At 67.1% G+C, this 20,558-nt stretch carries 18 protein-coding genes; 8 read left to right on the top strand and 10 right to left on the bottom strand.

Translation table 11 applies throughout. From position 1 onward, the window contains the following. Positions 1 to 19 precede the first annotated feature (19 nt). Positions 20 to 1,513 carry an NCS1 family nucleobase:cation symporter-1 gene (locus SFB74_RS24005; RefSeq protein ID WP_432726817.1) on the bottom strand — a complete coding sequence of 498 codons (1,494 nt, stop codon included), beginning with the start codon at positions 1,511 to 1,513 and terminating at the stop codon, positions 20 to 22. A 435-nt stretch (positions 1,514 to 1,948) separates the two neighbouring features. Between SFB74_RS24005 and SFB74_RS24000 the strand changes: the two genes are divergently transcribed. Then, complete coding sequence (locus tag SFB74_RS24000; protein ID WP_432731986.1) at positions 1,949 to 2,326, top strand: VOC family protein; 378 nt, start codon at positions 1,949 to 1,951, stop codon at positions 2,324 to 2,326. Positions 2,327 to 2,440: 114 nt separating this feature from the next. After that, positions 2,441 to 3,190: a TerC family protein gene (locus SFB74_RS23995; protein WP_432726816.1), complete on the top strand. Its 750-nt coding sequence runs from the start codon at positions 2,441 to 2,443 to the stop codon at positions 3,188 to 3,190. A 13-nt stretch (positions 3,191 to 3,203) separates the two neighbouring features. Here the strand turns inward: SFB74_RS23995 and SFB74_RS23990 are convergent, their stop codons facing one another. Beyond that, positions 3,204 to 4,097 carry a LysR family transcriptional regulator gene (locus SFB74_RS23990; protein WP_432726815.1) on the bottom strand — a complete coding sequence of 298 codons (894 nt, stop codon included), beginning with the start codon at positions 4,095 to 4,097 and terminating at the stop codon, positions 3,204 to 3,206. 109 nt (positions 4,098 to 4,206) lie between these two features. Then, positions 4,207 to 5,943, bottom strand: coding sequence for an S-layer protein (locus SFB74_RS23985; protein WP_432726814.1), 1,737 nt, complete (start codon positions 5,941 to 5,943; stop codon positions 4,207 to 4,209). Positions 5,944 to 6,108: 165 nt separating this feature from the next. Here SFB74_RS23985 and SFB74_RS23980 point away from each other — a divergent pair, with 165 nt between their 5' ends. Beyond that, a complete protein-coding gene (locus SFB74_RS23980; protein WP_432726813.1) occupies positions 6,109 to 8,139 on the top strand; it encodes a putative bifunctional diguanylate cyclase/phosphodiesterase in 2,031 nt (676 codons plus the stop codon). Between the two features lie 42 nt (positions 8,140 to 8,181). On the opposite strand, the gene SFB74_RS23975 is transcribed toward SFB74_RS23980, so the two are convergent. From SFB74_RS23975 to SFB74_RS23960, 4 genes are read right to left on the bottom strand one after another with little or no spacing between them, the layout of a single operon-like run. After that, positions 8,182 to 9,408, bottom strand: coding sequence for a M20 family metallopeptidase (locus SFB74_RS23975; protein ID WP_432726812.1), 1,227 nt, complete (start codon positions 9,406 to 9,408; stop codon positions 8,182 to 8,184). A 17-nt stretch (positions 9,409 to 9,425) separates the two neighbouring features. Next, a complete protein-coding gene (gene uraD / locus SFB74_RS23970; RefSeq protein WP_432726811.1) occupies positions 9,426 to 11,228 on the bottom strand; it encodes a 2-oxo-4-hydroxy-4-carboxy-5-ureidoimidazoline decarboxylase in 1,803 nt (600 codons plus the stop codon). Beyond that, positions 11,225 to 12,187, bottom strand: a complete 963-nt coding sequence (puuE, locus tag SFB74_RS23965; RefSeq protein WP_432726810.1) for an allantoinase PuuE — start codon at positions 12,185 to 12,187, stop codon at positions 11,225 to 11,227. The genes uraD and puuE overlap by 4 nt, the downstream gene beginning before the upstream one ends. Before the next feature lie 8 nt (positions 12,188 to 12,195). Beyond that, positions 12,196 to 12,870, bottom strand: a complete 675-nt coding sequence (locus SFB74_RS23960; protein WP_093058863.1) for a GntR family transcriptional regulator — start codon at positions 12,868 to 12,870, stop codon at positions 12,196 to 12,198. Positions 12,871 to 12,964: 94 nt separating this feature from the next. Here SFB74_RS23960 and uraH point away from each other — a divergent pair, with 94 nt between their 5' ends. Further along, positions 12,965 to 13,315, top strand: a complete 351-nt coding sequence (gene uraH / locus SFB74_RS23955) for a hydroxyisourate hydrolase (protein ID WP_432726809.1) — start codon at positions 12,965 to 12,967, stop codon at positions 13,313 to 13,315. Positions 13,316 to 13,317: 2 nt separating this feature from the next. On the opposite strand, the gene SFB74_RS23950 is transcribed toward uraH, so the two are convergent. Continuing rightward, positions 13,318 to 13,815, bottom strand: a complete 498-nt coding sequence (locus SFB74_RS23950) for a hypothetical protein (RefSeq protein WP_432726808.1) — start codon at positions 13,813 to 13,815, stop codon at positions 13,318 to 13,320. Between the two features lie 56 nt (positions 13,816 to 13,871). Between SFB74_RS23950 and xdhC the strand changes: the two genes are divergently transcribed. The 3 genes from xdhC to SFB74_RS23935 all read left to right on the top strand — a co-directional run bounded on the left by xdhC (position 13,872) and on the right by SFB74_RS23935 (position 17,529). Further along, a complete protein-coding gene (gene xdhC / locus SFB74_RS23945; RefSeq protein ID WP_432726807.1) occupies positions 13,872 to 14,681 on the top strand; it encodes a xanthine dehydrogenase accessory protein XdhC in 810 nt (269 codons plus the stop codon). Positions 14,682 to 14,899: 218 nt separating this feature from the next. After that, positions 14,900 to 16,105, top strand: coding sequence for a urate hydroxylase PuuD (locus SFB74_RS23940; RefSeq protein WP_432726806.1), 1,206 nt, complete (start codon positions 14,900 to 14,902; stop codon positions 16,103 to 16,105). Positions 16,106 to 16,185: 80 nt separating this feature from the next. Continuing rightward, complete coding sequence (locus tag SFB74_RS23935) at positions 16,186 to 17,529, top strand: glycerate kinase type-2 family protein (protein WP_432726805.1); 1,344 nt, start codon at positions 16,186 to 16,188, stop codon at positions 17,527 to 17,529. Between the two features lie 22 nt (positions 17,530 to 17,551). On the opposite strand, the gene SFB74_RS23930 is transcribed toward SFB74_RS23935, so the two are convergent. Further along, positions 17,552 to 18,139, bottom strand: a complete 588-nt coding sequence (locus SFB74_RS23930) for a phospholipid scramblase-related protein (RefSeq protein WP_432726804.1) — start codon at positions 18,137 to 18,139, stop codon at positions 17,552 to 17,554. 239 nt (positions 18,140 to 18,378) lie between these two features. Between SFB74_RS23930 and SFB74_RS23925 the strand changes: the two genes are divergently transcribed. Beyond that, on the top strand, positions 18,379 to 19,821 hold the full coding sequence (locus SFB74_RS23925) for an NAD-dependent succinate-semialdehyde dehydrogenase (RefSeq protein WP_432726803.1): 1,443 nt from the start codon (positions 18,379 to 18,381) through the stop codon (positions 19,819 to 19,821). 16 nt (positions 19,822 to 19,837) lie between these two features. On the opposite strand, the gene SFB74_RS23920 is transcribed toward SFB74_RS23925, so the two are convergent. Next, on the bottom strand, positions 19,838 to 20,554 hold the full coding sequence (locus tag SFB74_RS23920) for an MgtC/SapB family protein (RefSeq protein WP_432726802.1): 717 nt from the start codon (positions 20,552 to 20,554) through the stop codon (positions 19,838 to 19,840). Positions 20,555 to 20,558: the final 4 nt, after the last annotated feature.

Raw genomic sequence — 20,558 nt, 5'->3', positions numbered from 1 at the left:
TTTCTTTCTCTCTAGAAGTTCAAGTCTTGTCGTTGCGGTTCAGCACGGCGTAGATGATGAAGCCCAGGCCCATGCCGATGAACCACGCGTAGTTGGCGGCGCCGCGCAGCGTCGGCACCATCACGCACAGGATCGGCACGATGGCCGCCGGCACCAGCGCCTGGATCGCCTTCGGGTTGTAGCCGCCGCTGTACCAGTATTCGCCCTTGGGGCTCATGCTGTAGAGCGCGTCCACGTCGATGCGCTGCTTGCGCACGATGTAGTAGTCGGCAATGAGGATGCCGAACAGCGGCCCGATGAAAGAGCCCAGCACGTCGAGCGTGTAGTGGATGACTTCGGGGCTGTTGTAGAGGTTCCACGGCGTGAGGAACACAGAGCCCACGGCGGCGATCATGCCGCCCGTGCGCCAGCTGATGTGCTGCGGTGCGACGTTGGAGAAGTCGAAGGCCGGCGAGACGAAGTTAGCGACGATGTTGATGCCGATGGTGGCGATCATGAAGGTCAGCGCGCCCAGCACGACGGCGGTGGTGCTGTCGATCTTGCCCACGGTGTGCACCGGGTCGGTGATGAGCTCGCCGAACACCGGCAGCGTGGCGGCAGTGGTGATGACCGTCAGCAGCGAGAAGAACACGAAGTTCACCGGCAGGCCCCAGAAGTTGCCCTTCTTCACCGCATCGAAGCTCTTGCCGTAGCGCGAGAAGTCGCCGAAGTTGAGCATCGGGCCGCTGAAGTAGCTCACCACCAGCGCGATGGCCGAGAGCATCACGGGCAGCGCGTCCCAGCCCTGGAACTTGATGCCGCCCAGGTTCAGGTCGATCTTGCTCCAGCCGGCCTTCCACACCAGCCAGCCGCACAGGATGGCCATGACCACGTACACGGCGGGACCGGCCCAGTCGATGAACTTGCGGATGGCGTCCATGCCGTGCCAGAACACGAAGGCCTGCAGCACCCACATGACCATGAACGCGACCCAGCCGAGCGCGGACAGGCCCGCGAAGCCGTACTTGGTGACTTCGGCGTACGGCGCCAGGCCCGGCGCCATGTGCAGCGCCAGCACCATGAAGGCGGCGGAAGCGAGATAGGTCTGCACGCCATACCAGGCCACCGCGATCAGCCCGCGGATGATGGCCGGGATGTTCGCGCCCAGCACGCCGAAGGGCGCGCGGCACACCACGGGGTAGGGCACGCCCGTCACCTGGCTGGGCTTGGCCACGAGGTTGCAGAAGATCTGCACGATCACGATGCCCACCAGCAGCGACACCAGCACCTGCCAGCTCGACAGGCCCAGCGCGAAAAGGCTGCCTGCGGTGATATAGCCGCCCACGCTGTGCACGTCGGACATCCAGAAGGCAAAGATGTTGTATTGGCCCCAGGTCTGCTTCTTCAGCGGAGCGAGGTCTTCGTTGGTCAGGCGCGGGTGGTAGCCGGGCTTGATGAGGGCGTTCGATTCCGCGTGCGGCGCAATGCCGGCTTCGCTTGCCCCCGCGGGGGCCTGGCTGACGACTGTGCTCATGGTCTTTCCTCGTGCGAGTGGGTTGGATTGGGACCCGTTTTGACGCAAATTTCGCGCCGGCTTTTCGGATGCGTTATTTGTATACAAAAAATGAACGCAATCAAGACCATTCGGGGAATCATATATCCGTAAATTCCCTGATGCGCTCCCGGGGCTGAAGGGACTTCGCCGGCTGGCGGAAAGTGGCGCAACCGGTCTTTGGCGGCTCCTGGCGCGACCTGGAGCCGTCGAGCCGCGCACCCTTTTGGGTCGACCGCACGAGGATGGCCGCCGGATCGATTCATCGAAATCCGTGTGGCTCAGAAGAAAAACATATCGCTTTCGATTGTGAGAAGCACTGCCTAAAGTCGTCTCCATCCCCGAACCGATGGAACTTCCATGAGCAGCAGCACGAACACCCGCATCCCCTTTCATCTCGCGTTCCCCGTACGCGACATCGCCGAGGCGCGTGCCTTCTACGGCGATCTGCTGGGATGCCCCGAAGGCCGCAGCGCCCCCGAGTGGGTCGACTTCGATTTCTACGGCCACCAGATCGTGGCGCACCTGGCGCCCGACGAATGCGGCCACCACCAGAGCAGCCAGGTCGACGGCCACGCCGTGCCGGTGCGCCACTTCGGCGCGATCGTTCCGATGGACCAGTGGCGGGCCATGGCCGACAAACTCGTGGCGTGCGGCACCGAGTTCGTCATCGAGCCCTACATCCGCTTCAAGGGCGAGCCCGGCGAGCAGGCGACGATGTTCTTCCTCGACCCCTCGGGCAACGCCATCGAGATGAAGTCTTTCGCCGATCTGGGCTCGCTGTTCGCCCGCTGAATCCGCAATGGCCCATGAGGCGCGGGGACGCTGGCGCGCGGCGCCGGCACGCCCTTAAGATGCGCTCGCCCGCAGCGGTCGCCGACCGCGCGTTGCCGCAACCGAGTCGCGTCCATGCTCCAACTTCTCTCCGATCCCCAGGTCTGGATTGCCTTCGCCACGCTGACCGCGCTGGAACTGGTCCTCGGGATCGACAACATCATCTTCATCTCGATTCTGGTCGACAAGCTGCCCCTGGCCCAGCGGGAGTTCGCGCGGCGCATCGGCCTTTTCATGGCCATGTTCATGCGCATCGGCCTGCTGCTGGTGCTCGCGTGGATCGTCGGCCTCGTCGCGCCGCTCTTCACCGTGTTCAACCAGGAGATCTCGGGGCGTGACCTGATCCTCATCCTGGGCGGGCTCTTCCTGATCTGGAAGAGCACGAGCGAGGTCCACCAGTCGCTCGAAGGCGAGCACGAACACAAGCAGAGCGCGGCCAAGGCGACCTTCGCCTCGGTGATCCTGCAGATCATGATCATCGACCTTGTGTTCTCGCTCGACTCGATCATCACGGCCGTGGGCATGGTGGACGACGTGCGCGTCATGATCGCAGCGGTGATCGCCTCGGTGCTATTGATGATGCTGTTCGCCGGCCCGATCGGCCGCTTCGTCTCCGCCCATCCGACCATCAAGATGCTGGCGCTGTCCTTCCTGGTGGTGGTGGGCGTGGTGCTCGTGGCCGAGGGCTTCGACAATCACGTGCCCAAGGGCTACGTGTATTTCGCGATGGCCTTCTCGCTGACCGTGGAAATGCTCAACATCCGCATGCGCAAGAAGGCGGCCCGGCGCGTGGAGCTGAATCCGCCGCGCATCCCGGGGGAGTGAGGCGCGGGCGCTCCTACTTGGGGCGCTTGTTCGGCGGTGCCTCGGCCGCATCCCTCAGGCATTGGGCGAAGTGCGCCACCATCGGCGGGCTCGCCCGGGGCTTGCGCTGCAGCAGGCCGATCTCGCGGTGGAAAGTGGAATCGCCCAGCGGCACGATGCGCACCCCGGGCGGCAACGGCAGGTGCGCCTCTACCATCGGCACCAGCGCCACGCCGAGGCCTCGTGCGGCCAAATGGATCAGCCCGGGAATCTCGTCGATCTCGATCGCGTCGTTGACCGAAAGTCCCTCGCGCCGCAGAAAGCCCTCGACCATCCGTCCCCCGAACGAAGCCCTGTCGTAGCGAAGAAAAGGCTGCTGCCGGATCAGCGCCCGCCAGTCCTTCGTGGCGGGCAGCGTCTTGGGCACGGCCAGCACGAAGGGTTCCTGCACCAGCGGCTGCCACGTCAGGTCGGCGGGCATTCCGAAAGGCGGGCGGATGATGACGGCCGCGTCGATCTTGCCAGCATCCAGGTCGTCCATCAGCCGCATCGAGACGCCGGGCGACACGTGAACGCGAACGAGTGGAAACGATTTGCGCAGCCGTTCCAGCGCGCGCGCCAGCAGCGTGGGCTGCGCCGAGGCGATCGAGCCGACCCGGATGAGCCCCTGTGCCGCATCGCCGCCCGGAAGCTCGCCGAGGCTGGCGAAGAGTGCGCAGATTTCTTCCGCCCGCGGCAGCGTTGTCTGCCCCGCGACGTTGAGCGTGGCCGAGCGGCCCGTGCGGTCGAAGAGTTCGAAGCCCAGGGCTTCCTCGAGCCGCTTCATCTGGCTGCTCACGGCGGACTGCGTGAGGCCGATGCGGTCGCCGGCAGCCGCGAAGGTGCCGAGCTTGCACACCGCGATGAAGGTCTTGAGTTCGTTGATCATCCGGCGAGCATCGCAAACGTCGATGCTCGGGTCAATCGAGCTCCACCGGAATCGATGGCATCCGAGCCGGGGCAGGCCCGGTCGCGGATGCCGGTCGCGGCTTGCCTGCTTACTGCGCCGCGACCTTCACGAACACCGGGTTCGAATAGAACCAGAGGTCGCTGTAGTTGCGTGCATTGATCGCGTTGAAGCGGGCCACGTTGTCGGTGCCCGTGGTCTGTGCGTCGAACAGAGGTTCGCCGCCCGCGGTCTCGTTGGGCACGTCGGTGCCCAGATTGGTGCCGCGCAGGCGGAAGTACTGGTTGTTGCCGGCCTTCACCGTATAGCTCACCGCGAAGTAGCCGTCGGCGTCGAGCTTCCAGTCGCTGCGCGTGAAGCGCTTGAGCACGCGCGTCGACGGGTTGGTGTCGCGCGAATAGCCCGGCGTGCCTGCCAACTCGGGGCCGGTCACGTCGCCGACGATCAAGTCGATGTGGTCGACCACCGGCTTCACGTTGGCGAAGATGCCGCTGCCGAGCTGGTATTCGAAGTTGTTGCGCTCGGGGCTCTTGAAGCGGATCGTGATCTTCAGGTCTTCGCCCGACTTCGCGCCAAGCTCCGAACCCATCTCGCCTGTGCCCTTGGTGCCTTGCACCTTGAAGTCGAGCGCGTCGATCAGGCCGCCGTTCACCGCGAAGAGCTTGCCCGAGCGCATGGCCGTGAGCAGCGACTTCGGATCCTTGACGTCGCCCCACAGGTGGTTCTTGGCGTATTCGCCCGGCGCGTAGCCGCTGCTGTACTGGCCTTGCGAGACGGTGAAGTGGTAGTCGGAGTCGGCCACGTTCCAGATGCGGCGGCCTTCGGAGAGCAGCGCGTCCCAGGTGCCGCCGAGCTTGGCGACGAGGTAGTCGACGCCGCCATAGGTGCGCGAGGGCAGGTTGGCTGCGATGTAGGCGCTGTTGTAGCCGCCGCGGTCGGGCTCCATCTGGTTGCCGACCATGCCTTCGAGCGAGAACACGATGTTCGGCGCGAGGTCGTTCATCTCGCGCAACTGGGCGATCGTGTACTTGCCTGGGTTGCGCGAGGGGTGGTTGATCTGCAGGTAGCTGGTGTCGGGAAAGTTCTTCTTGAGCCAGGCGATCGCGGCCATGGTCTCGGCGTGCGTGTTGTAGCCGGTGCCGGCCTTCGGACCCCATGCGGCCACATCCGCCGCCGGGAAAAGCGCCGGGTCGCGGTTGGTGAAGAGGTATTCGAACTGGCTCGCGGCCTTGAGAGCGGCGTCCGACATGGGGTTGTCGGTCAGGATGCCGACGTTGCCGTGGTCGTGCGAGGGCATGTCCCACTCGAAGGCCGCGAAGATCGTCTTGTCGGCGTACTTGCCGCTGGCCTGCAGCGCCTTGATGCGCGGCACCTGGTACTTGGCCATGCCTTCCGAAAACGGAATCTGCGCGGCCAGCTTGTTGCCGGCGTTGTCATAGGAAGACAGGCGCAGGTGATCGGAGATCGCGGCCCAGTCGAGCCCGAACTGGTCGAAGGCCTTGGCCAGCACCTGGTCGAGCGTGGAGATCTGCTGGGTGTCGTCCGACTGCATCGTGTGGATGTGCAGGTCGCCGACGGTCCAGCGGCCGGTCGGGGCGGGGGCCGGCGGTTGTGCCGGGGCGGGTGCCGGCGCGGGCGCAACCGCGGTCGGGGTGCTGGGCGTTGTCGGGAAGAAAGCGGGGCCGCTGGAGCCGCCCCCGCCGCCGCAGCCGGTGAGCATGAGGGTGCCGACGGCGAGCGTGGAGAACAGGGTGCGGCGAAATGGCAGGGAGGGCAGGGAGGGCAGGGCAGGCAGGGAAGCCGGGAGAGCAGTCGGAAGATTGGACATGGCAGGCTGAAAAAAAACGACGCGCACCTGAAGTGCGCGTCTCGAAGAAAGCCGCGAGTCTGGGTTGGTGCGATGACGCCCGGATGAAAGTTGAACGAAAGTTCGTTGTCGCCACGCACCAACAAGGCGTCGATGCGGCCTGCGCTCTATAAACTGTGCGCTTTCATGATTCCCAGCGCGCCTTCCCCACAGCTCACTGCGTCCGTCGACGACCAGGTGCTGTCCCGCATGGTGCGCACCGACCAGATGGTGGCGGTGCGCCGCAGCGTGCTCGCGGCCATTCCCATCAACGTGGTGCTGAGCTGCGTCGCGGCGCTGGTCGCCCTCAACGCCGGTCGCGCGTTCGAGGGGCTGTGCTGGCTGCTGCTTTCGCTCATGGTGAACGGGGTGCGCAGCTACATCTGCCGCTGGCCTTTCGCGCCGTGGCCGGGCGTCGTGCCCGAGAACGGCATCGCGACCTCGCCGGACGCTCGCCCGGTCGAATGGCATCTGCGGGTCGCGGCGGCCATGGCCGCGGTGTCGGGCTGCGTGTGGGCGCTCATTCCGCTGCTGTGCAACGGCTACTCGTCGCCGCAGGCGGTGTTCTACCTGACGGTGGTGTGCGGTATCTGCGCAGGTGCGGTCACTTACGGCATCGCTTATGCATTCGTGCCTATCAGCTTCGTCACGCCGGCGCTGCTGTCGGTGGCTGGTTGCCTGGCCTACGCGGGCGGCTTCGACAACCTGAGCCTGGCGGCGATGGTGCTGCTGTACCTCGCGGCGCTGGTGCGCGGCGCGCTGCACAGCGACCGGAATTTCCGCGAGAGCAGCCGTATCCGCAACGAAGCCACCGCCATGGCGCTGCAGCTGCGCAAGGCGCATGCGCAGTCGCTGGACGCGACGCAGCAGCTGGCTTTCCGCGCCTCGCACGATTCGCTCACCGGCCTGCTCAACCGCGAGGGCTTCACCGACGCGGCGAGCCTGCATCTCGCCGCGCCCGATGGCCGCCAGCACGGCCTGCTGCTGCTGGACCTCGACGGCTTCAAGGCGGTGAACGACGCCTTCGGCCACAAGGTGGGCGACCGCGTGCTGCAGGACGTGGCCCACTGGCTGCAGCGCGAAACCGCCGAAATGCAGGCCGTGCTCGGCCGCTGGGGCGGCGACGAGTTCGCGCTGCTCTACTGCCTGCGCGACGAGCGGCAGGCGCCCCCCGAAATCGCGCAGGCGCTGATCCGCTCGATTTCCTTCGCTACGGCGCACTACGGCGGCCACCTGGGCGTGAGCATCGGCATCTCCGTCTCGGGCGAGGCCGAGGTCGCCGACATGATCAGCTTCGCCGACGAGGCCCTGCACGAGGCCAAGTGCACCGGGCGCAACCGCTACCAGGTCTTCGACGGCGCGCTCAACCAGCGCCTGGCCACGCGCCGCGACGTGGAGCGCGACCTGCTGCAGGCCATCGGCTCGCGCGGCATCGGCGTGTGGTACCAGCCGATCATGAGCAGCGACGGCAGCGAGGTTCACAGCCTCGAGGCGCTGATGCGCTGGAACCACCCGCGCCACGGTCATATCGCGCCAGAGGAAGTGATCTCCGCGGCCGCCAGCACCGGCGTCGCCGAGCCGCTGCTGCGGCACCTTGTCGACGAGGTCTGCCGGGGCATGCGCCAGCTGGAGGCGGCCGGCTCGAGCCTGGCCGCCGTGCCCGTGGCGATCAATGTCTCGCCGCGCGAGATGGCGCAGCTGGCGGTGGACGACATCGTGCTCGGCATGCTGAAGCTGCGCGGCATCGCCCCGCGTCGGCTGCAGATCGAGATCACGGAAGAAGTGGCGCTCGACACCCACGCCACGCGCGGCCGGCTGAACGCGCTTTCGGCCGCTGGCGTGGCGATCGTGGTCGACGACTTCGGCGTGGGCTTCTCGTCGCTGGCGTCGCTGCGCAGCGAATACGTGCGGCAGGTCAAGATCGACCGCAGCTTCATCCTCGACCTGTCGTCCTCGCCGAGCAACGAGGTGCTGGTGGATGCCATCGTGCAGCTCGGTCACTCGCTGGGCGTGCAGGTGGTTGCGGAGGGCGTGGAGACGCAGGCCGAGCTCGATGTGCTGCGCAACCTGGGTTGCGGGCTGGTGCAGGGCTATCACCTCGCGCGGCCCGCGCCGTTGCCGGATGTGATGGCGTGGGCCGCCGCGCGCTCGGCGCCCGCGTCCGTCAGGGCGGGCTGAGGCGAGGCAGGCCAAGGCGGGCCGGGCGGCCCGCCGGTTCGATCAGGCGAGCAGGTCGCTGAGCGTGCGCGCGATCACCTTGGTGGCGCGGCGCAGGTCTTCGAGCACCACGCGCTCGTCGCTGCGCTTGGCGTGCGATTCGAGCACGGTGCGCGGGCCGGCGCCGTAGATCACGCCGGGAATGCCGGCTTCGACGTACAGGCGCACGTCGGTGTACAGCGGCGTGCCCATGGCCTTGACCGGCTCGCCGAACAGTTCGCCGCCGTGCTTCTGGATCGCGTCGACCAGCGGCTTGTTGCCTGCCAGCGGCTTCATCGAGTTGGCCAGCAGCAGGCGCTTGATGTCGACGGTGATGCCCTCGCTCTCGGCCGCCGCGTCGGCGATCACCTTGCGGATGGTCGCCTCGACCTCGACCGGGTTCTCCTCGGGGATCATGCGGCGGTCGAGCTTGAACACCACCTTGCCCGGAACCACGTTCGTGTTGGTGCCGCCCTCGATGCGGCCGACGTTGAGGTACGGGTGCGTGATGCCCTCGACCTTCGACGTGACCTGCTTGTAGAGCGTGTTCTGCGCGTAGAGCGCGTTCAGGATCTTCGTCGCGCCCTGCAGGGCGTCGATGCCGGTGGCCGGCACGGCGGCGTGGGCCATCTTGCCGTGCACCGTCACTTCCATCTGCAGGCAGCCGTTGTGGGCCGTGACCACTTCGTAGCTGAAGCCGGCCGCGATCATCAGGTCGGGCTTGGTCAGCCCCTTCTCGAGCAGCCAGCCCGGGCCCAGAATGCCGCCGAACTCCTCGTCGTAGGTGAAGTGCAGCTCGATGCTGCCCTTGGCGGGCTTGGCCACCGCTTCGAGAGCGCGCAGCGCGAAGGTGAAGCTGGCGAAGTCGCTCTTGCTCACGGCGGCGGCGCGGCCGTAGAGGCTGCCATCGACGATCTCGCCGCCGTACGGGTCGTGCGTCCAGCCTTCGCCGGGCGGCACCACGTCGCCGTGGGCATTGAGGGCGACGGTGCGGCCGCCGTTGCCGTACTTGCGGCGCACGATCAGGTTGGTGATCGATTCGAGCCCGTAGTCCTTCACTTCCTGTGCGGGAACGGCGTGCTTCTCTGCTTCGAGGCCGAAGTCGTTCAGCAGCTCGGCGGTGCGCTCGGCGTGCGGCGCGTTGTTGCCCGGCGGAGTGTCGGTGGGCACCTGCACCAGTTGCTGCAGGAATTTCACTTCCTCGTCGAAGTGGGCGTCGATCCAGGCGTCGAGCTTTGCGTAGTCGGTCATGATTTTTCTTCTGTGAATCAGTGGGCTTGTTCGGTGGCGAGGTTGTCCAGCAAAAGCTGGAAGGCCTGCACGGCGAGCTGGATGTCGTCGTTGGTGCTCGATTCGAGCGGGTTGTGGCTGATGCCCGAGTTGATGCCGCGCACGAACAGCATCGCTTGCGGCATCACCTCGTGCAGCTTCATCGCGTCATGGCCGGCGCCGCTGGGCATGCGGAAGAGCGGAATGCCCAGCGCATCGACGGCCTTCTCCCAGCGCTGCTGCCAGGCAGGCGCGCTGGGTGCGGCGGCGGCGCGCATGGTTTCCTCGAGCTCGTAGCGCACGCCGCGTCGCTCGCAGATGTCCTTCAGCGCGGCGACCACGTCGGTGGCCAGCGCGTCGCGCTGCGCGTTGTTGGGCGCGCGCAGGTCGAGGCTGAACTTGCAGCGCCCCGGCACCACGTTGATGGAGCCGCTGGGCACTTCGAGCATGCCGACGGTGCCGACCGAGTCGCCGTCCTTCGCCGCGCGCTGCTCGGTGTAGAGGATCAGCTCGGCCACTGCCGCTGCAGCGTCGCGGCGGCGGTCCATGGGCGTGGTGCCGGCGTGGCTGGCCATGCCGATCACTTCGCCCACATAGCGCACGCTGCCGTTGATGGAGGTGACGATGCCCAGCGGCAGGTCGAGCTCGGTGAGCACCGGGCCCTGCTCGATGTGCACTTCGACGAAGCCCAGGTAGCGCGCCGGGTCGCGCTGGATCTTCGGGATGTCTTCCTGCTTCAGTCCGGCGTGCTGCATGGCCTCGCGCATGGTGATGCCGTCGGCGTCCTTCTGGTCGAGCCAGCGCTGGTCGAAGTGGCCGATGAGCGCGCCCGAACCCAGGAAGGTCGCCTTGTAGCGCTGGCCTTCCTCTTCGGCGAAGCCCACCACCTCGAAGGCGAAGGGCAGGCGCCTGTTCTGGCGCTTGAGTTCGCGCACGCAGGCCATCGGCACGAAGATGCCGAGGCGGCCGTCGTACTTGCCGCCGTTGCGCACGGTGTCGTAGTGCGAGCCGGTGAGCAGCGTCTTGGCGTCGGGCGTGGCGCCAGAACCTTCGACGAAGCCTGCGGCTTCATAGCGGCCGACCACGTTGCCGACCGCGTCGATGTGCACCGAGTCGAAGCCCACGTCGCGCATCCAGCCCGAGATCTGCGCGGCGCAGGCGCGGTGCGCGTCGGTCAGGTAGGTGACGGTGAGCTGGCCCTTCTCGGCGTAGCCGGGGTCGGTGTGCACCGAGAGCTGCTCCTGCCAGTCCCACACGTCGTTGCCGAGCGTGATGTCGGCTGCGAACTTGTCGTCCAGGCGGATCTCGGCAATGCGATGGATGTTGCGCAGCGCCTCGCCGAGTTCGAAGTCGGGGTGGTTGTGCAGGCGGCGCGCGAAGGTCTCGATGATCTCGCGCTTGGCCAGCCCCGTGCCGCGCGGGCCGCGCACCGCGAGGATGAAGGGAAAGCCGAACTTCGCGTTGTAGTCGGCGTTGAGCTGCTGGATCTTCGCGAACTCCTCGGGCGTGCAGTCGGTCAGGCCGGCCTTGCTCTGCTCGTTGGTCGATTCGGCCGTCAGCGTCTTGCTGACCATCGCCTTGCCGGCGAGCTCGGGGTGGGCGCGGATCAGGCCGATCTGCTCGTCGGCGGACGAGCCGGCCAGCGCCTGCACCAGCGCGTGCTTGAGGTGCGCGAGCGAGCGGAAGGGGCGCGCGGCGAGGGCGCGCTCGGCGATCCAGGGAGAGTGCTCGTAGATGCCGTCGAGCAGCGCGACGGCTTCGGCCGGCGCTGCGGCGTTGAGTTGGGCGATGGTGAGGCTCACGATGCGGCTCCTGCTTCGAAGGGGTGCGCCTGCTTCCAGTGGCGCGCGATGTCGACGCGGCGGCAGACCCACACCTTGTCGTGCTGTGCGATGTGATCGAGGAAGCGCTGCAGCGCGGTGATGCGCCCGGGGCGTCCGAGCAGGCGGCAGTGCATGCCGATGCTCATCATCTTCGGGCTGTTGTCGCCGGCGGGGTCGCCTTCGGCATAGAGCACGTCGAAGGTGTCCTTCATGTACTGGAAGAACGGATCGGCGTGCGAGTAGCCCTGCGGCAGCGCGAAGCGCATGTCGTTGCAGTCGAGCGTGTAGGGCACGATGAGCTGCGGCACCACGGTGCCGTCGGTCTTCTGCACCTTCATCCAGAAGGGCAGGTCGTCGCCGTAGTAGTCGCTGTCGTACTCGAAGCCGCCGTAGTCGGCCACGAGGCGGCGGGTGCGCGGGCTGTCGCGGCCGGTGTACCAGCCCACGGCGCGTTCGCCGGTGAGCTTCTCGATGGCTTCCATGCCAAGGCGCATGTGCTCGCGCTCGGTGGCCTCGTCGATGTTCTGGTAGTGGATCCAGCGCCAGCCGTGGCAGGCGATCTCGTGGCCCAGCTCCTTGAAGGCGGCGGTCAGCTCGGGGTAGCGCTCCAGCGCCATGCCCACGCCGAACACGGTGAGCGGCAGCCCGCGCTTCTCGAACTCGCGCAGGATGCGCCACACGCCGGCACGCGAGCCGTACTCGTAGATGCCTTCCATGCTGATGTGCCGGTCGGGAAAGCTCGCCGGGTTGAACATCTCGGAGAGGAATTGCTCGGAGCCCGCGTCGCCGTGCAGCGTGGCGTTCTCGCCGCCTTCCTCGTAGTTCAGCACGAACTGCACGGCAACGCGCGCGCCGCCGGGCCATTGCGCATGGGGCGGGTTGCGGCCGTAGCCGATCAGGTCGCGCGGGTAGGGCAGGGTGGAGTCGTAGACGGTCATTGTGTGGATCAGGACAGCGCCAGCGAGATGTCGTTGGTCGGGACCTTGCGGTCGAAGGTGAGGTTGGCCTCGACGTGCTCGAGGTGTTCGGTCATGAGGCGCACGGCGCGCTCCTCGTCGCGCGCGGCCAGCGCCTTCACGATGTCGGCGTGCTCGTCGTTGGAGTGCTCGGCCGCGCTGGCGCTCTGGTACATCAGCGTGATGAGGGCGCAGCGCGAGATGAGCTCGCCCAGGATCTGCGCCAGCACCTGGTTGCCCATGAGCTCGGCCATGCGAACGTGGAAGTCGCCCAGCAGCTCGGTGCGGCCCGAGATGTCTTCGCCGGACACGGCGGACTTCTCGAGCGCCACGTGCTCCTTCAGCGCCTTGATCTTGGCCGGCGTGACGGTGCGCACGAACTCGCGCGTCATCTCGGCCTCGAGCATGCGGCGCACGGCGAACACCTGCTTGGCCTCGTCGACCGCCGGCGCGGCCACGAAGGCGCCGCGCGCGGGCTCGAGCCGGATGAGCTTGTTCTGCGACAGCTGGAACAGCGCCTGGCGCACCAGCGTGCGCGAAACGCCGAAATGATCTGCCAGCTTCTGCTCGGCCAGCTTGGTGCCGGGCTGAAGCCGGTGCTCGACGATGGCCTTCGTGAGGGCATCGACGATCGAACGGGTGGTGGAGGACTCCATGTTTTTCATGATAGACCCAAAGCCGGTAACTGTATACACTTTTGTCCACCGGAATTTCCCGCACCCACCGATCCGACTCTTTCGGATTTCCAAGGAGAGCCCCATGGGCCTGAGCACTCACGTACTGGACACGATGCATGGCGGCCCCGCGGCCGGCATGGAGGTGGCGCTCTACACCACCGACGGCGACGCCGCGACGCTGGTGAAGCGCTTCAAGCTGAATTCGGACGGCCGAAGCGACGGCCCGCTGTACGACAACAACTCGCTGAAGGTCGGCACCTACCGGCTGGTGTTCGACGTGGCCGGCTACTTCAAGGCCCTCGGCGTCAAGCTGCCGGAGCCGAACTTCCTGAACAAGGTCTCGCTGGACTTCGGCGTGGCGCACACCGACCAGCACTACCACGTGCCGCTGCTCGTGAGCCCGTGGAGCTACTCCACGTACCGCGGCTCCTGAGGTCAGTCCCCTTGCTGCTGGCCTTCGGTCAAGGTGTCGAGCTGGAAGCGGCCGCTTTCGTCCCACAGCCAGGTGTCCGTCCAGGTGACGGTGCCCAGGCGCGTCGCGGGCGGGAAGGGCGAGGCCTTCAGCACCATGCGCTCGATTTCGGCGATCACCTCGGGCGCATGCTTGGGAGCGCGCAGCCAGCGCATCGATCGCACCTTGCCGCTCGCGTCGATGTTCACCTCGAGCGTGCCGACGGCGTAGAGCACCGGCGGCAACTGGCCTTTGTAGATATGCGAGCGGTTGGTTTCGTAGATGTGGCGCGCGGCGTCGCGGCGGTAGTCCCGTGCGGAAGAAGCGCTCGACGAGCGCGGCACCGGGCCTGCGCCGACATCGCCGCTGGCCCCGCTCAACTGGCCAGGCACCGACCCGGTGGAGCCGCAGCCGGCGAGCCAGAGGGCCGAAAGAACAGAGGCTGCAAGGGCGAGGCGGCGAGGCGTAAGCTGGCGATTCATGGCCGGGTTTATACCGTGAGTCATCGCGCGCCCGGCAACCGAAGGTAGCGATCAAGATGAGCGGTGCGGTAGATCAACTGCTGGCGCGTCTTCGCCATGAAGACGGCGTGCTGGTGCGCGTCGAGTCCACGCAGGGCTCGGCGCCGCGCGAGGCCGGCACCTGGATGGCGGTCTGGCCCGACGGCCTCACCGCCACCATCGGCGGCGGGCAGCTCGAATTCCAGGCCACGAAAGAGGCGCGCGAGATGCTCGCCGGCACGCGCAAGCCCTTCGACGGCATCCAGCGCTATCCGCTCGGACCGAGCCTGGGGCAATGCTGCGGCGGGGTGATGTTCCTCTCGTACGAGCGCATCACGGCTGCCGATGCGCCGAGGCTGCAGCGGGAGCTGGTCGCGCAGCTCAAGCCCGTGGCGCTCTTCGGCGGCGGACACGTGGGGGCGGCGCTGGCTCGCCTGCTGGCCGCTCTGCCGTTCTCGGTGCGCTGGATCGACAGCCGCGACGGTGTCTTCCCCGACGAGCTGCCCGCGCAGATCGACACCGAGCATTCCGAGCCCGTGCAGGACGCCGTGGCCGCGCTCGCGCCGGGCAGCCGCGTGCTCATCATGAGCTTCAGCCATGCCGAAGACCTTGACATCGTCATCGCCTGCCTCAGGCGGCTGCGCGAGCGCAACGACCTGCCCTACATCGGCCTGATCGGCAGCAAGACCAAATGGGCCACCTTCAGCCATCGGCTGGAGGCCCGGGGATTCACGGCTGACGAGCTGGCCCGCATCACCTGCCCGATCGGCGTGCCCGGCATCACGGGCAAGGAGCCCGAGGTGATCGCCGTGGCGGTGGCGGCACAGTTGTTGCAATCGCTGGGCTGAACAGGGTTTTCCCGGCGGTCGCGCCTGAAAAAACCGCCCCGTCCCTTGCCAAAACTGTATACACTTTCGGTCCACAACAAGCCGCAGCGGAGCGAGGCCCATTTGTCCATGGAGCCTGCGTTCGCGGCACTTTCTCTGCTTACAGCGCCCGCGGTGGTGAGCAGGCTGAAACCCTTTCCCGGCGCCCCCACGCGCCGGGCGGGTTGAGAGAGAAGCATATGGAAAGCTATTACCTCGACTGGGCCAACCTGCTGCTGCGCTGGGTCCACGTCATCACCGCCATCGCCTGGATCGGCGCCTCCTTCTACTTCGTGATGCTGGACAACAGCCTCGAGAAGCCGCAGGACCAGGAATCGCTCGACAAGGGCGTGGGCGGGGAGCAATGGGCCGTGCACGGCGGCGGCTTCTACAACATGCAGAAGTACGCGCTGGCGCCCAAGAAGCTGCCGGACCACCTGCACTGGTCGTACTGGGAGAGCTACTCCACCTGGATCACGGGTTTCTCGCTCTTCACGATGTCGTACCTGTGGAACGCGAGCACCTACCTCATCGACAAGTCGAAGATGGACTGGCAGCCCGGCGCCGCCATTGCCGTGGCGCTCGCCTTCTTCGTCGTGTTCTGGATGGTCTACGACGGCATCTGCCAGATCTTCGGGCGCCGCAAGCACGGCGACACCATCGTCGGCGTGCTGATCGCGATCTTCATCGCCTTCGCGACCTGGCTGGCGTGCCAGTGGTTCGCGGGCCGCGCGGCCTTCCTGCTGGTGGGCGCCATGATGGCCACGACCATGAGCGGCAATGTGTTCTTCTGGATCATCCCCGGCCAGCGCAAGAACGTGGCGGCGCTGCGCGAAGGCAAGCCGGTGGACCCGGTGCACGGCCAGCGCGGCAAGCAGCGCAGCGTGCATAACACCTACTTCACGCTGCCGGTGCTGTTCGCGATGCTGAGCAACCACTACAGCTTCGCCTACACGCACAAGTACAACTGGATCGTTCTGCTGCTGATCATGCTCGGCGGCGCGGCCATCCGCCAGTTCTTCGTGGTGCGCCACCGCTTCAAGCTGGGCAATGCGGGCAACCCGCTGCCCTATGCGCTGGTCGGCATCGTGGTGCTGGGCCTGACCATCGTCTGGATGAAGCCCGAGCCCGTCGCCGCACCCGCGGTGGCAGCGGCCGCGCCGGCCGTGCAGTTCAAGGACGTTCAGAAGGTGCTCGAGCAGCGCTGCTTCATGTGCCACGGCGCCGCCGTGCAGATGAAGAACGTGCGGGTCGATTCGCCCGAGCAGGTGTCGGCCCATGCGCAGGCGATCTACCAGCAGGTGGTGGTCACCAAGATCATGCCGATGAACAACGCCACGGGCATCACCGACGAAGAGCGGGCCCTGATCGGCCGCTGGTTCCAGGCCGGCGCAAAGACCAACTAGTCAGATAGAAGAAGTTGACCGGCGGCAAGGAGGCGGGTCACGGTCCGCAGCACAATCGCCGGATTGGAGACAAAGCAGCAATGACGACCGCATCGACCCCGGCCTTCGGCCCCGCCCCCGATCCGCGCGAAGCCCCGCGCGCCTTCCTCGAACACCTCTACCGCGTGGCGGTGGACCGCGCGCTGCCGCTGTCCACGCTGGGTCCCCACCTGCCGCCGCCGCCCAAGGGGCGCACGCTGGTGCTGGGCGCGGGCAAGGCCGGCGGCTCGATGGTGCAGGCGCTGGAGGCCCTGTGGCCGGCCGATGCGCCGCTCTCGGGGCTGGTCGTCACGCGCTATGACCACATTCCGCCGCGTCCCGAAGGCGTGCCGCAGCGCATCGAGCTCGTCGAGGCCGCGCACCCCGTGCCCGACGCGGCAGGCCAGCAGGCGGCCGAGCGCATCCTCGCGCTGACGCAGGGCCTGACGGCCGACGACCTCGTGCTGTGCCTGATTTCCGGCGGCGGCTCGTCCCTGCTGGTGCTGCCGGCCGAAGGCCTGACGCTGGCCGACAAGCAGCGCATCAACAAGCAACTGCTCGAAAGCGGCGCCAGCATTGGCGAGATGAACTGCGTGCGCAAGCATCTGTCGCGCATCAAGGGCGGCCGGCTGGCCGCGGCATGCGCGCCGGCCCGCGTGGTGACGCTGACCATCAGCGACGTGCCCGGCGACGACCCGGCCGTCATTGCCAGCGGCCCGACGGTGCCCGACGCCACCACCTGCGCCGACGCTCTGGCCATCCTCGACCGCTACGGCATCGAGGTGCCGGCGCCGGTCCGGGCGAAGCTGGAAAGCGGCGAACTCGAAACGCCCAAGCCGGACGATGCCGCGTTCAAGGGCCACGAGACGCACATGATCGCCACGCCGCAGCAGTCGCTGGAAGCGGCGGCGCGGGCGGCGCGCGAGGCCGGCATCGAGGCGCACATCCTCAGCGACGAAATGGAAGGCGAATCGCGCGAGGTCGGCAAGGTGCACGCCGCGCTGGCGCGTGCCGTGGCGCACCGCGGCGAGCCGTTCGCGCGGCCCTGCGTCATTCTTTCGGGCGGTGAAACCACCGTCACGATCCGTCCCCGCCAGCCGGGCCAGGCCAAGGGCAGGGGCGGGCGGGCCGGCGAGTTCTGCATGGGACTGGCGGGCGCGCTCATGGGCCAGCCGCAGGTGTGGGCGCTGGCCGCCGACACCGATGGCATCGACGGCGTGGAAGACAACGCCGGCGCCTTCGTCACCCCCGACACGCTGGCGCGCGCCGGCGCCGCGGGGAAGAAGCTGTCGGACCACCTCGACCGCAACGACGCCTATGGCTACTTTGATGCCATCGGCGACCTGTTCGTGACGGGGCCTACGAACACCAACGTCAACGACTTCCGCGCGCTGCTGGTGTTGTAAGAGAGGCCGCAGGAGGGGCGTCCTACTCCTTCAGCACCATGTCGATGCACATCACCGCCGCCACGACCAGCAGGCGGCGGGCGTCGTTGGCCGGCACGCCCGGGTCGATCGACAGCATGTAGTTGTCGGCGGTGGTGAAGAGCTCCTTGCCCAGCCCCGCCCATTTCTTGGTCACGGCGGCGAGTTCGCTGCTGCCCTGCACGAAGCGGAAATCCCAGCTGGTCCACTTGCCCTTGAGCGTGCAGGCGACCTGTTCCTGCGCATCGAGCACGTCGAACTTGCCGCCGATGGAAAAGAGCTTCTGCTTGAAGAAGCCGATGACCCGGTCGTTCTCGTCGAGCACTTCCACCTTCGACAAGAAGATGGAAACGCCGCGCTTCACCGACAGCACCTTCTGCCCCTCGGGCGTCGACACCACCACGTTGAAGGGTGTGAAGCGCTTGTAGTCGGTGAAGCGAAGCAGCTTGCTGAAGAAGCCCAGGTCGGGCTCGCGGCACTCCAGAATCTTCTGCTGCGAGTGCGGGTCGAAGATGTCGTAGTTGTTGGCCGCCTTGAAGATGCCGACGTGTTCCTTGATGAAAAACAGGTTGTTGCGCAGCGCTGCGTGCATGGTTCCCTCTGGTCCCTCTTGGTGTTGGTTGGGCGGCGATTATGTTCGGCGTGCATGACGCGGCCTGCTGCTCGCTGCTCCGTGACCGCCTGCGGGCGAGGTTTGTGAACTCGGGTTAATCTATGCCCCCGGCGGCCTCTGGCTGCCGTTGCCGTATGCACACCCTCCAGGTGCCGCGCCGCACACCCAGAATTCCCCATTCTTCTTTTCATCATCCAGTCCTGAAGGAATAGCTCGCCATGACCGCCACCTACACCGACACCCGCCTGCTGATCGACAACGAGTGGGTCGACGCCACCGGAGGCAAGACGCTGGACGTCGTCAATCCCGCCACCGGCAAGGCCATCGGCAAGGTGGCGCACGCCAGCATCGCCGACCTCGACCGCGCCCTGGCGGCTGCCCAGCGCGGCTTCGAAACCTGGCGCAACACCCCCGCCAACGAGCGCGCCGCTGTCATGCGCCGCGCCGCCGGCCTGATCCGCGAACGCGCCCTCGACATCGCCAAGCTGCTCACGCAGGAGCAGGGCAAGCCGCTGGGCGAGGCCAAGGTCGAGACCATGGCCGCCGCCGACATCATCGAATGGTTCGCCGACGAAGGCCGCCGCGTCTACGGCCGCATCGTGCCCTCGCGCAACCTGGCCGCGCAGCAGCTGGTGCTGAAGGAGCCGCTGGGCCCCGTCGCCGCTTTCACGCCCTGGAACTTCCCGATCAACCAGATCGTGCGCAAGCTCGGCGCCGCGCTGGCCACCGGCTGCTCGTTCCTGGTGAAGGCCCCCGAGGAAACCCCGGCGTCGCCCGCCGCGCTGCTGCGCGCCTTCGTCGACGCGGGCATTCCGCCCGGCGTGGTCGGCCTGGTGTTCGGCAACCCCGCTGAAATCTCGAGCTACCTGATCGCCCACCCGATCATCCGCAAGGTCACCTTCACGGGCTCGACCCCGGTCGGCAAGCAACTGGCCGCGCTGGCCGGCCAGCATATGAAGCGCGTGACGATGGAACTCGGCGGCCATGCCCCGGTGATCGTCGCCGAAGACGCCGACGTGGCGCTGGCCGTCAAGGCCGCCGGCGCCGCCAAGTTCCGCAATGCGGGCCAGGTCTGCATCTCGCCGACCCGCTTCCTGGTGCACAACAGCCTGCGCAACGAGTTCGCCAGCCTGCTGGTCAAGCACGCCGAAGGCCTGAAGCTCGGCGACGGCCTCGCCGAAGGCACCAGCATCGGCCCGCTGGCCAATGCCCGCCGCCTCACGGCCATGGCCTACGTGCTGGAAGACGCCCGCAAGAAGGGCGCGACGGTTGCCACCGGCGGCGAGCGCGTCGGCGACGCCGGCAACTTCTTCGCGCCCACCGTGCTGACCGACGTGCCGCTGGACGCCGACGTGTTCAACAACGAACCCTTCGGCCCCATCGCCGCCATCCGCGGCTTCGACACGCTCGAGGAAGCGATCGCCGAAGCGAACCGCCTGCCTTTCGGCCTGGCCGGCTACGCCTTCACCAAGTCGATCAAGAACGCCCACCTGCTGAGCCAGAAGCTCGAACTGGGCATGCTGTGGATCAACCAGCCCGCCACCCCGTCGCCGGAAATGCCGTTCGGCGGCGTGAAGGATTCGGGCTACGGTTCGGAAGGCGGCCCCGAGGCGCTCGAGGCCTACCTGAACACCAAGGCGGTTTCGATCCTCGGCGTCTGAGTCCGCTTGGACTCAATCACTCCTCGGCGGTGGCATTCCAGAAGGCCTGCTGCACGCCGTCGAGTGCTTCCAGATCCTCGATGACACGGTCGAGCTCCGCGGGCTCGACCGCCGTCGCATAGAGCGTCGCGCCGATCTCGGTGTCGGCCGGCCCGAAGGGGTGCTGGTCGACATCGCGCACCGGATAGTTCGCGGCCTCAAGAAGCACCAGCAGCTGGTCGAGCACCTCGGGCCGCGCCGCCCGCGAGCAGATCACGCGCACCACGTAGGTCGCTTCGCTGGCTTCCTCGCTGATCGGCTGGCGGTTGATGCGGTTCACCACGGGCCGCAGCAGCGTGTTGCTGGCCAGCACGAACAGCGCCGCGATCAGCGCCTCGCCCAGCAGGTCGGCACCAGCGCAGGCGCCCACCGCCGCCGACCCCCACAGCGTCGCCGCCGTGTTCAGCCCCGTGACGTTGGCACCTTCCTTCATGATCGCGCCCGCGCCCAGGAAGCCGATGCCGGACACCACATAGGCCACCACGCGCACCGCGCCACCGCTGCCGTCCAGCCGGTAGGCCATGTCGACGAATACCGCCGCGCCCACGGCCACCAGCGTGTTGGTGCGCAGGCCGGCCGTGCGCTGCCTTATCTGGCGCTCCAGGCCGATCACCGAGCCGAGGATGAAGGCCGCAGCCACGCTGATCAGTGTGTCGAACAGCGAGGCCAAGTTGATGTTCTGGATGGCTTGCATCGAT

Origin of the sequence: Variovorax xiamenensis (genome assembly GCF_050916385.1) — a bacterium.
In the GTDB taxonomy this organism is placed as follows: Bacteria; Pseudomonadota; Gammaproteobacteria; order Burkholderiales; family Burkholderiaceae_C; genus Variovorax.
Note: the sequence above shows the minus strand (reverse complement) of the source record. Positions and strands in the feature narration are given on the sequence as shown.

Excerpts from the sequence above, each read along its gene's own strand:
- SFB74_RS24005 (WP_432726817.1), bottom strand. The coding sequence starts at position 1,513 with ATGAGCACAGTCGTCAGCCAGGCCCCCGCGGGGGCAAGCGAAGCCGGC.
- SFB74_RS23995 (WP_432726816.1), top strand. The coding sequence starts at position 2,441 with ATGCTCCAACTTCTCTCCGATCCCCAGGTCTGGATTGCCTTCGCCACG.
- SFB74_RS23990 (WP_432726815.1), bottom strand. The coding sequence starts at position 4,097 with ATGATCAACGAACTCAAGACCTTCATCGCGGTGTGCAAGCTCGGCACC.
- SFB74_RS23985 (WP_432726814.1), bottom strand. The coding sequence starts at position 5,943 with ATGTCCAATCTTCCGACTGCTCTCCCGGCTTCCCTGCCTGCCCTGCCC.
- SFB74_RS23980 (WP_432726813.1), top strand. The coding sequence starts at position 6,109 with ATGATTCCCAGCGCGCCTTCCCCACAGCTCACTGCGTCCGTCGACGAC.
- SFB74_RS23975 (WP_432726812.1), bottom strand. The coding sequence starts at position 9,408 with ATGACCGACTACGCAAAGCTCGACGCCTGGATCGACGCCCACTTCGAC.
- puuE (WP_432726810.1), bottom strand. The coding sequence starts at position 12,187 with ATGACCGTCTACGACTCCACCCTGCCCTACCCGCGCGACCTGATCGGC.
- SFB74_RS23960 (WP_093058863.1), bottom strand. The coding sequence starts at position 12,870 with ATGAAAAACATGGAGTCCTCCACCACCCGTTCGATCGTCGATGCCCTC.
- uraH (WP_432726809.1), top strand. The coding sequence starts at position 12,965 with ATGGGCCTGAGCACTCACGTACTGGACACGATGCATGGCGGCCCCGCG.
- SFB74_RS23950 (WP_432726808.1), bottom strand. The coding sequence starts at position 13,815 with ATGAATCGCCAGCTTACGCCTCGCCGCCTCGCCCTTGCAGCCTCTGTT.
- xdhC (WP_432726807.1), top strand. The coding sequence starts at position 13,872 with ATGAGCGGTGCGGTAGATCAACTGCTGGCGCGTCTTCGCCATGAAGAC.
- SFB74_RS23940 (WP_432726806.1), top strand. The coding sequence starts at position 14,900 with ATGGAAAGCTATTACCTCGACTGGGCCAACCTGCTGCTGCGCTGGGTC.
- SFB74_RS23935 (WP_432726805.1), top strand. The coding sequence starts at position 16,186 with ATGACGACCGCATCGACCCCGGCCTTCGGCCCCGCCCCCGATCCGCGC.
- SFB74_RS23930 (WP_432726804.1), bottom strand. The coding sequence starts at position 18,139 with ATGCACGCAGCGCTGCGCAACAACCTGTTTTTCATCAAGGAACACGTC.
- SFB74_RS23925 (WP_432726803.1), top strand. The coding sequence starts at position 18,379 with ATGACCGCCACCTACACCGACACCCGCCTGCTGATCGACAACGAGTGG.
- SFB74_RS23920 (WP_432726802.1), bottom strand. The coding sequence starts at position 20,554 with ATGCAAGCCATCCAGAACATCAACTTGGCCTCGCTGTTCGACACACTG.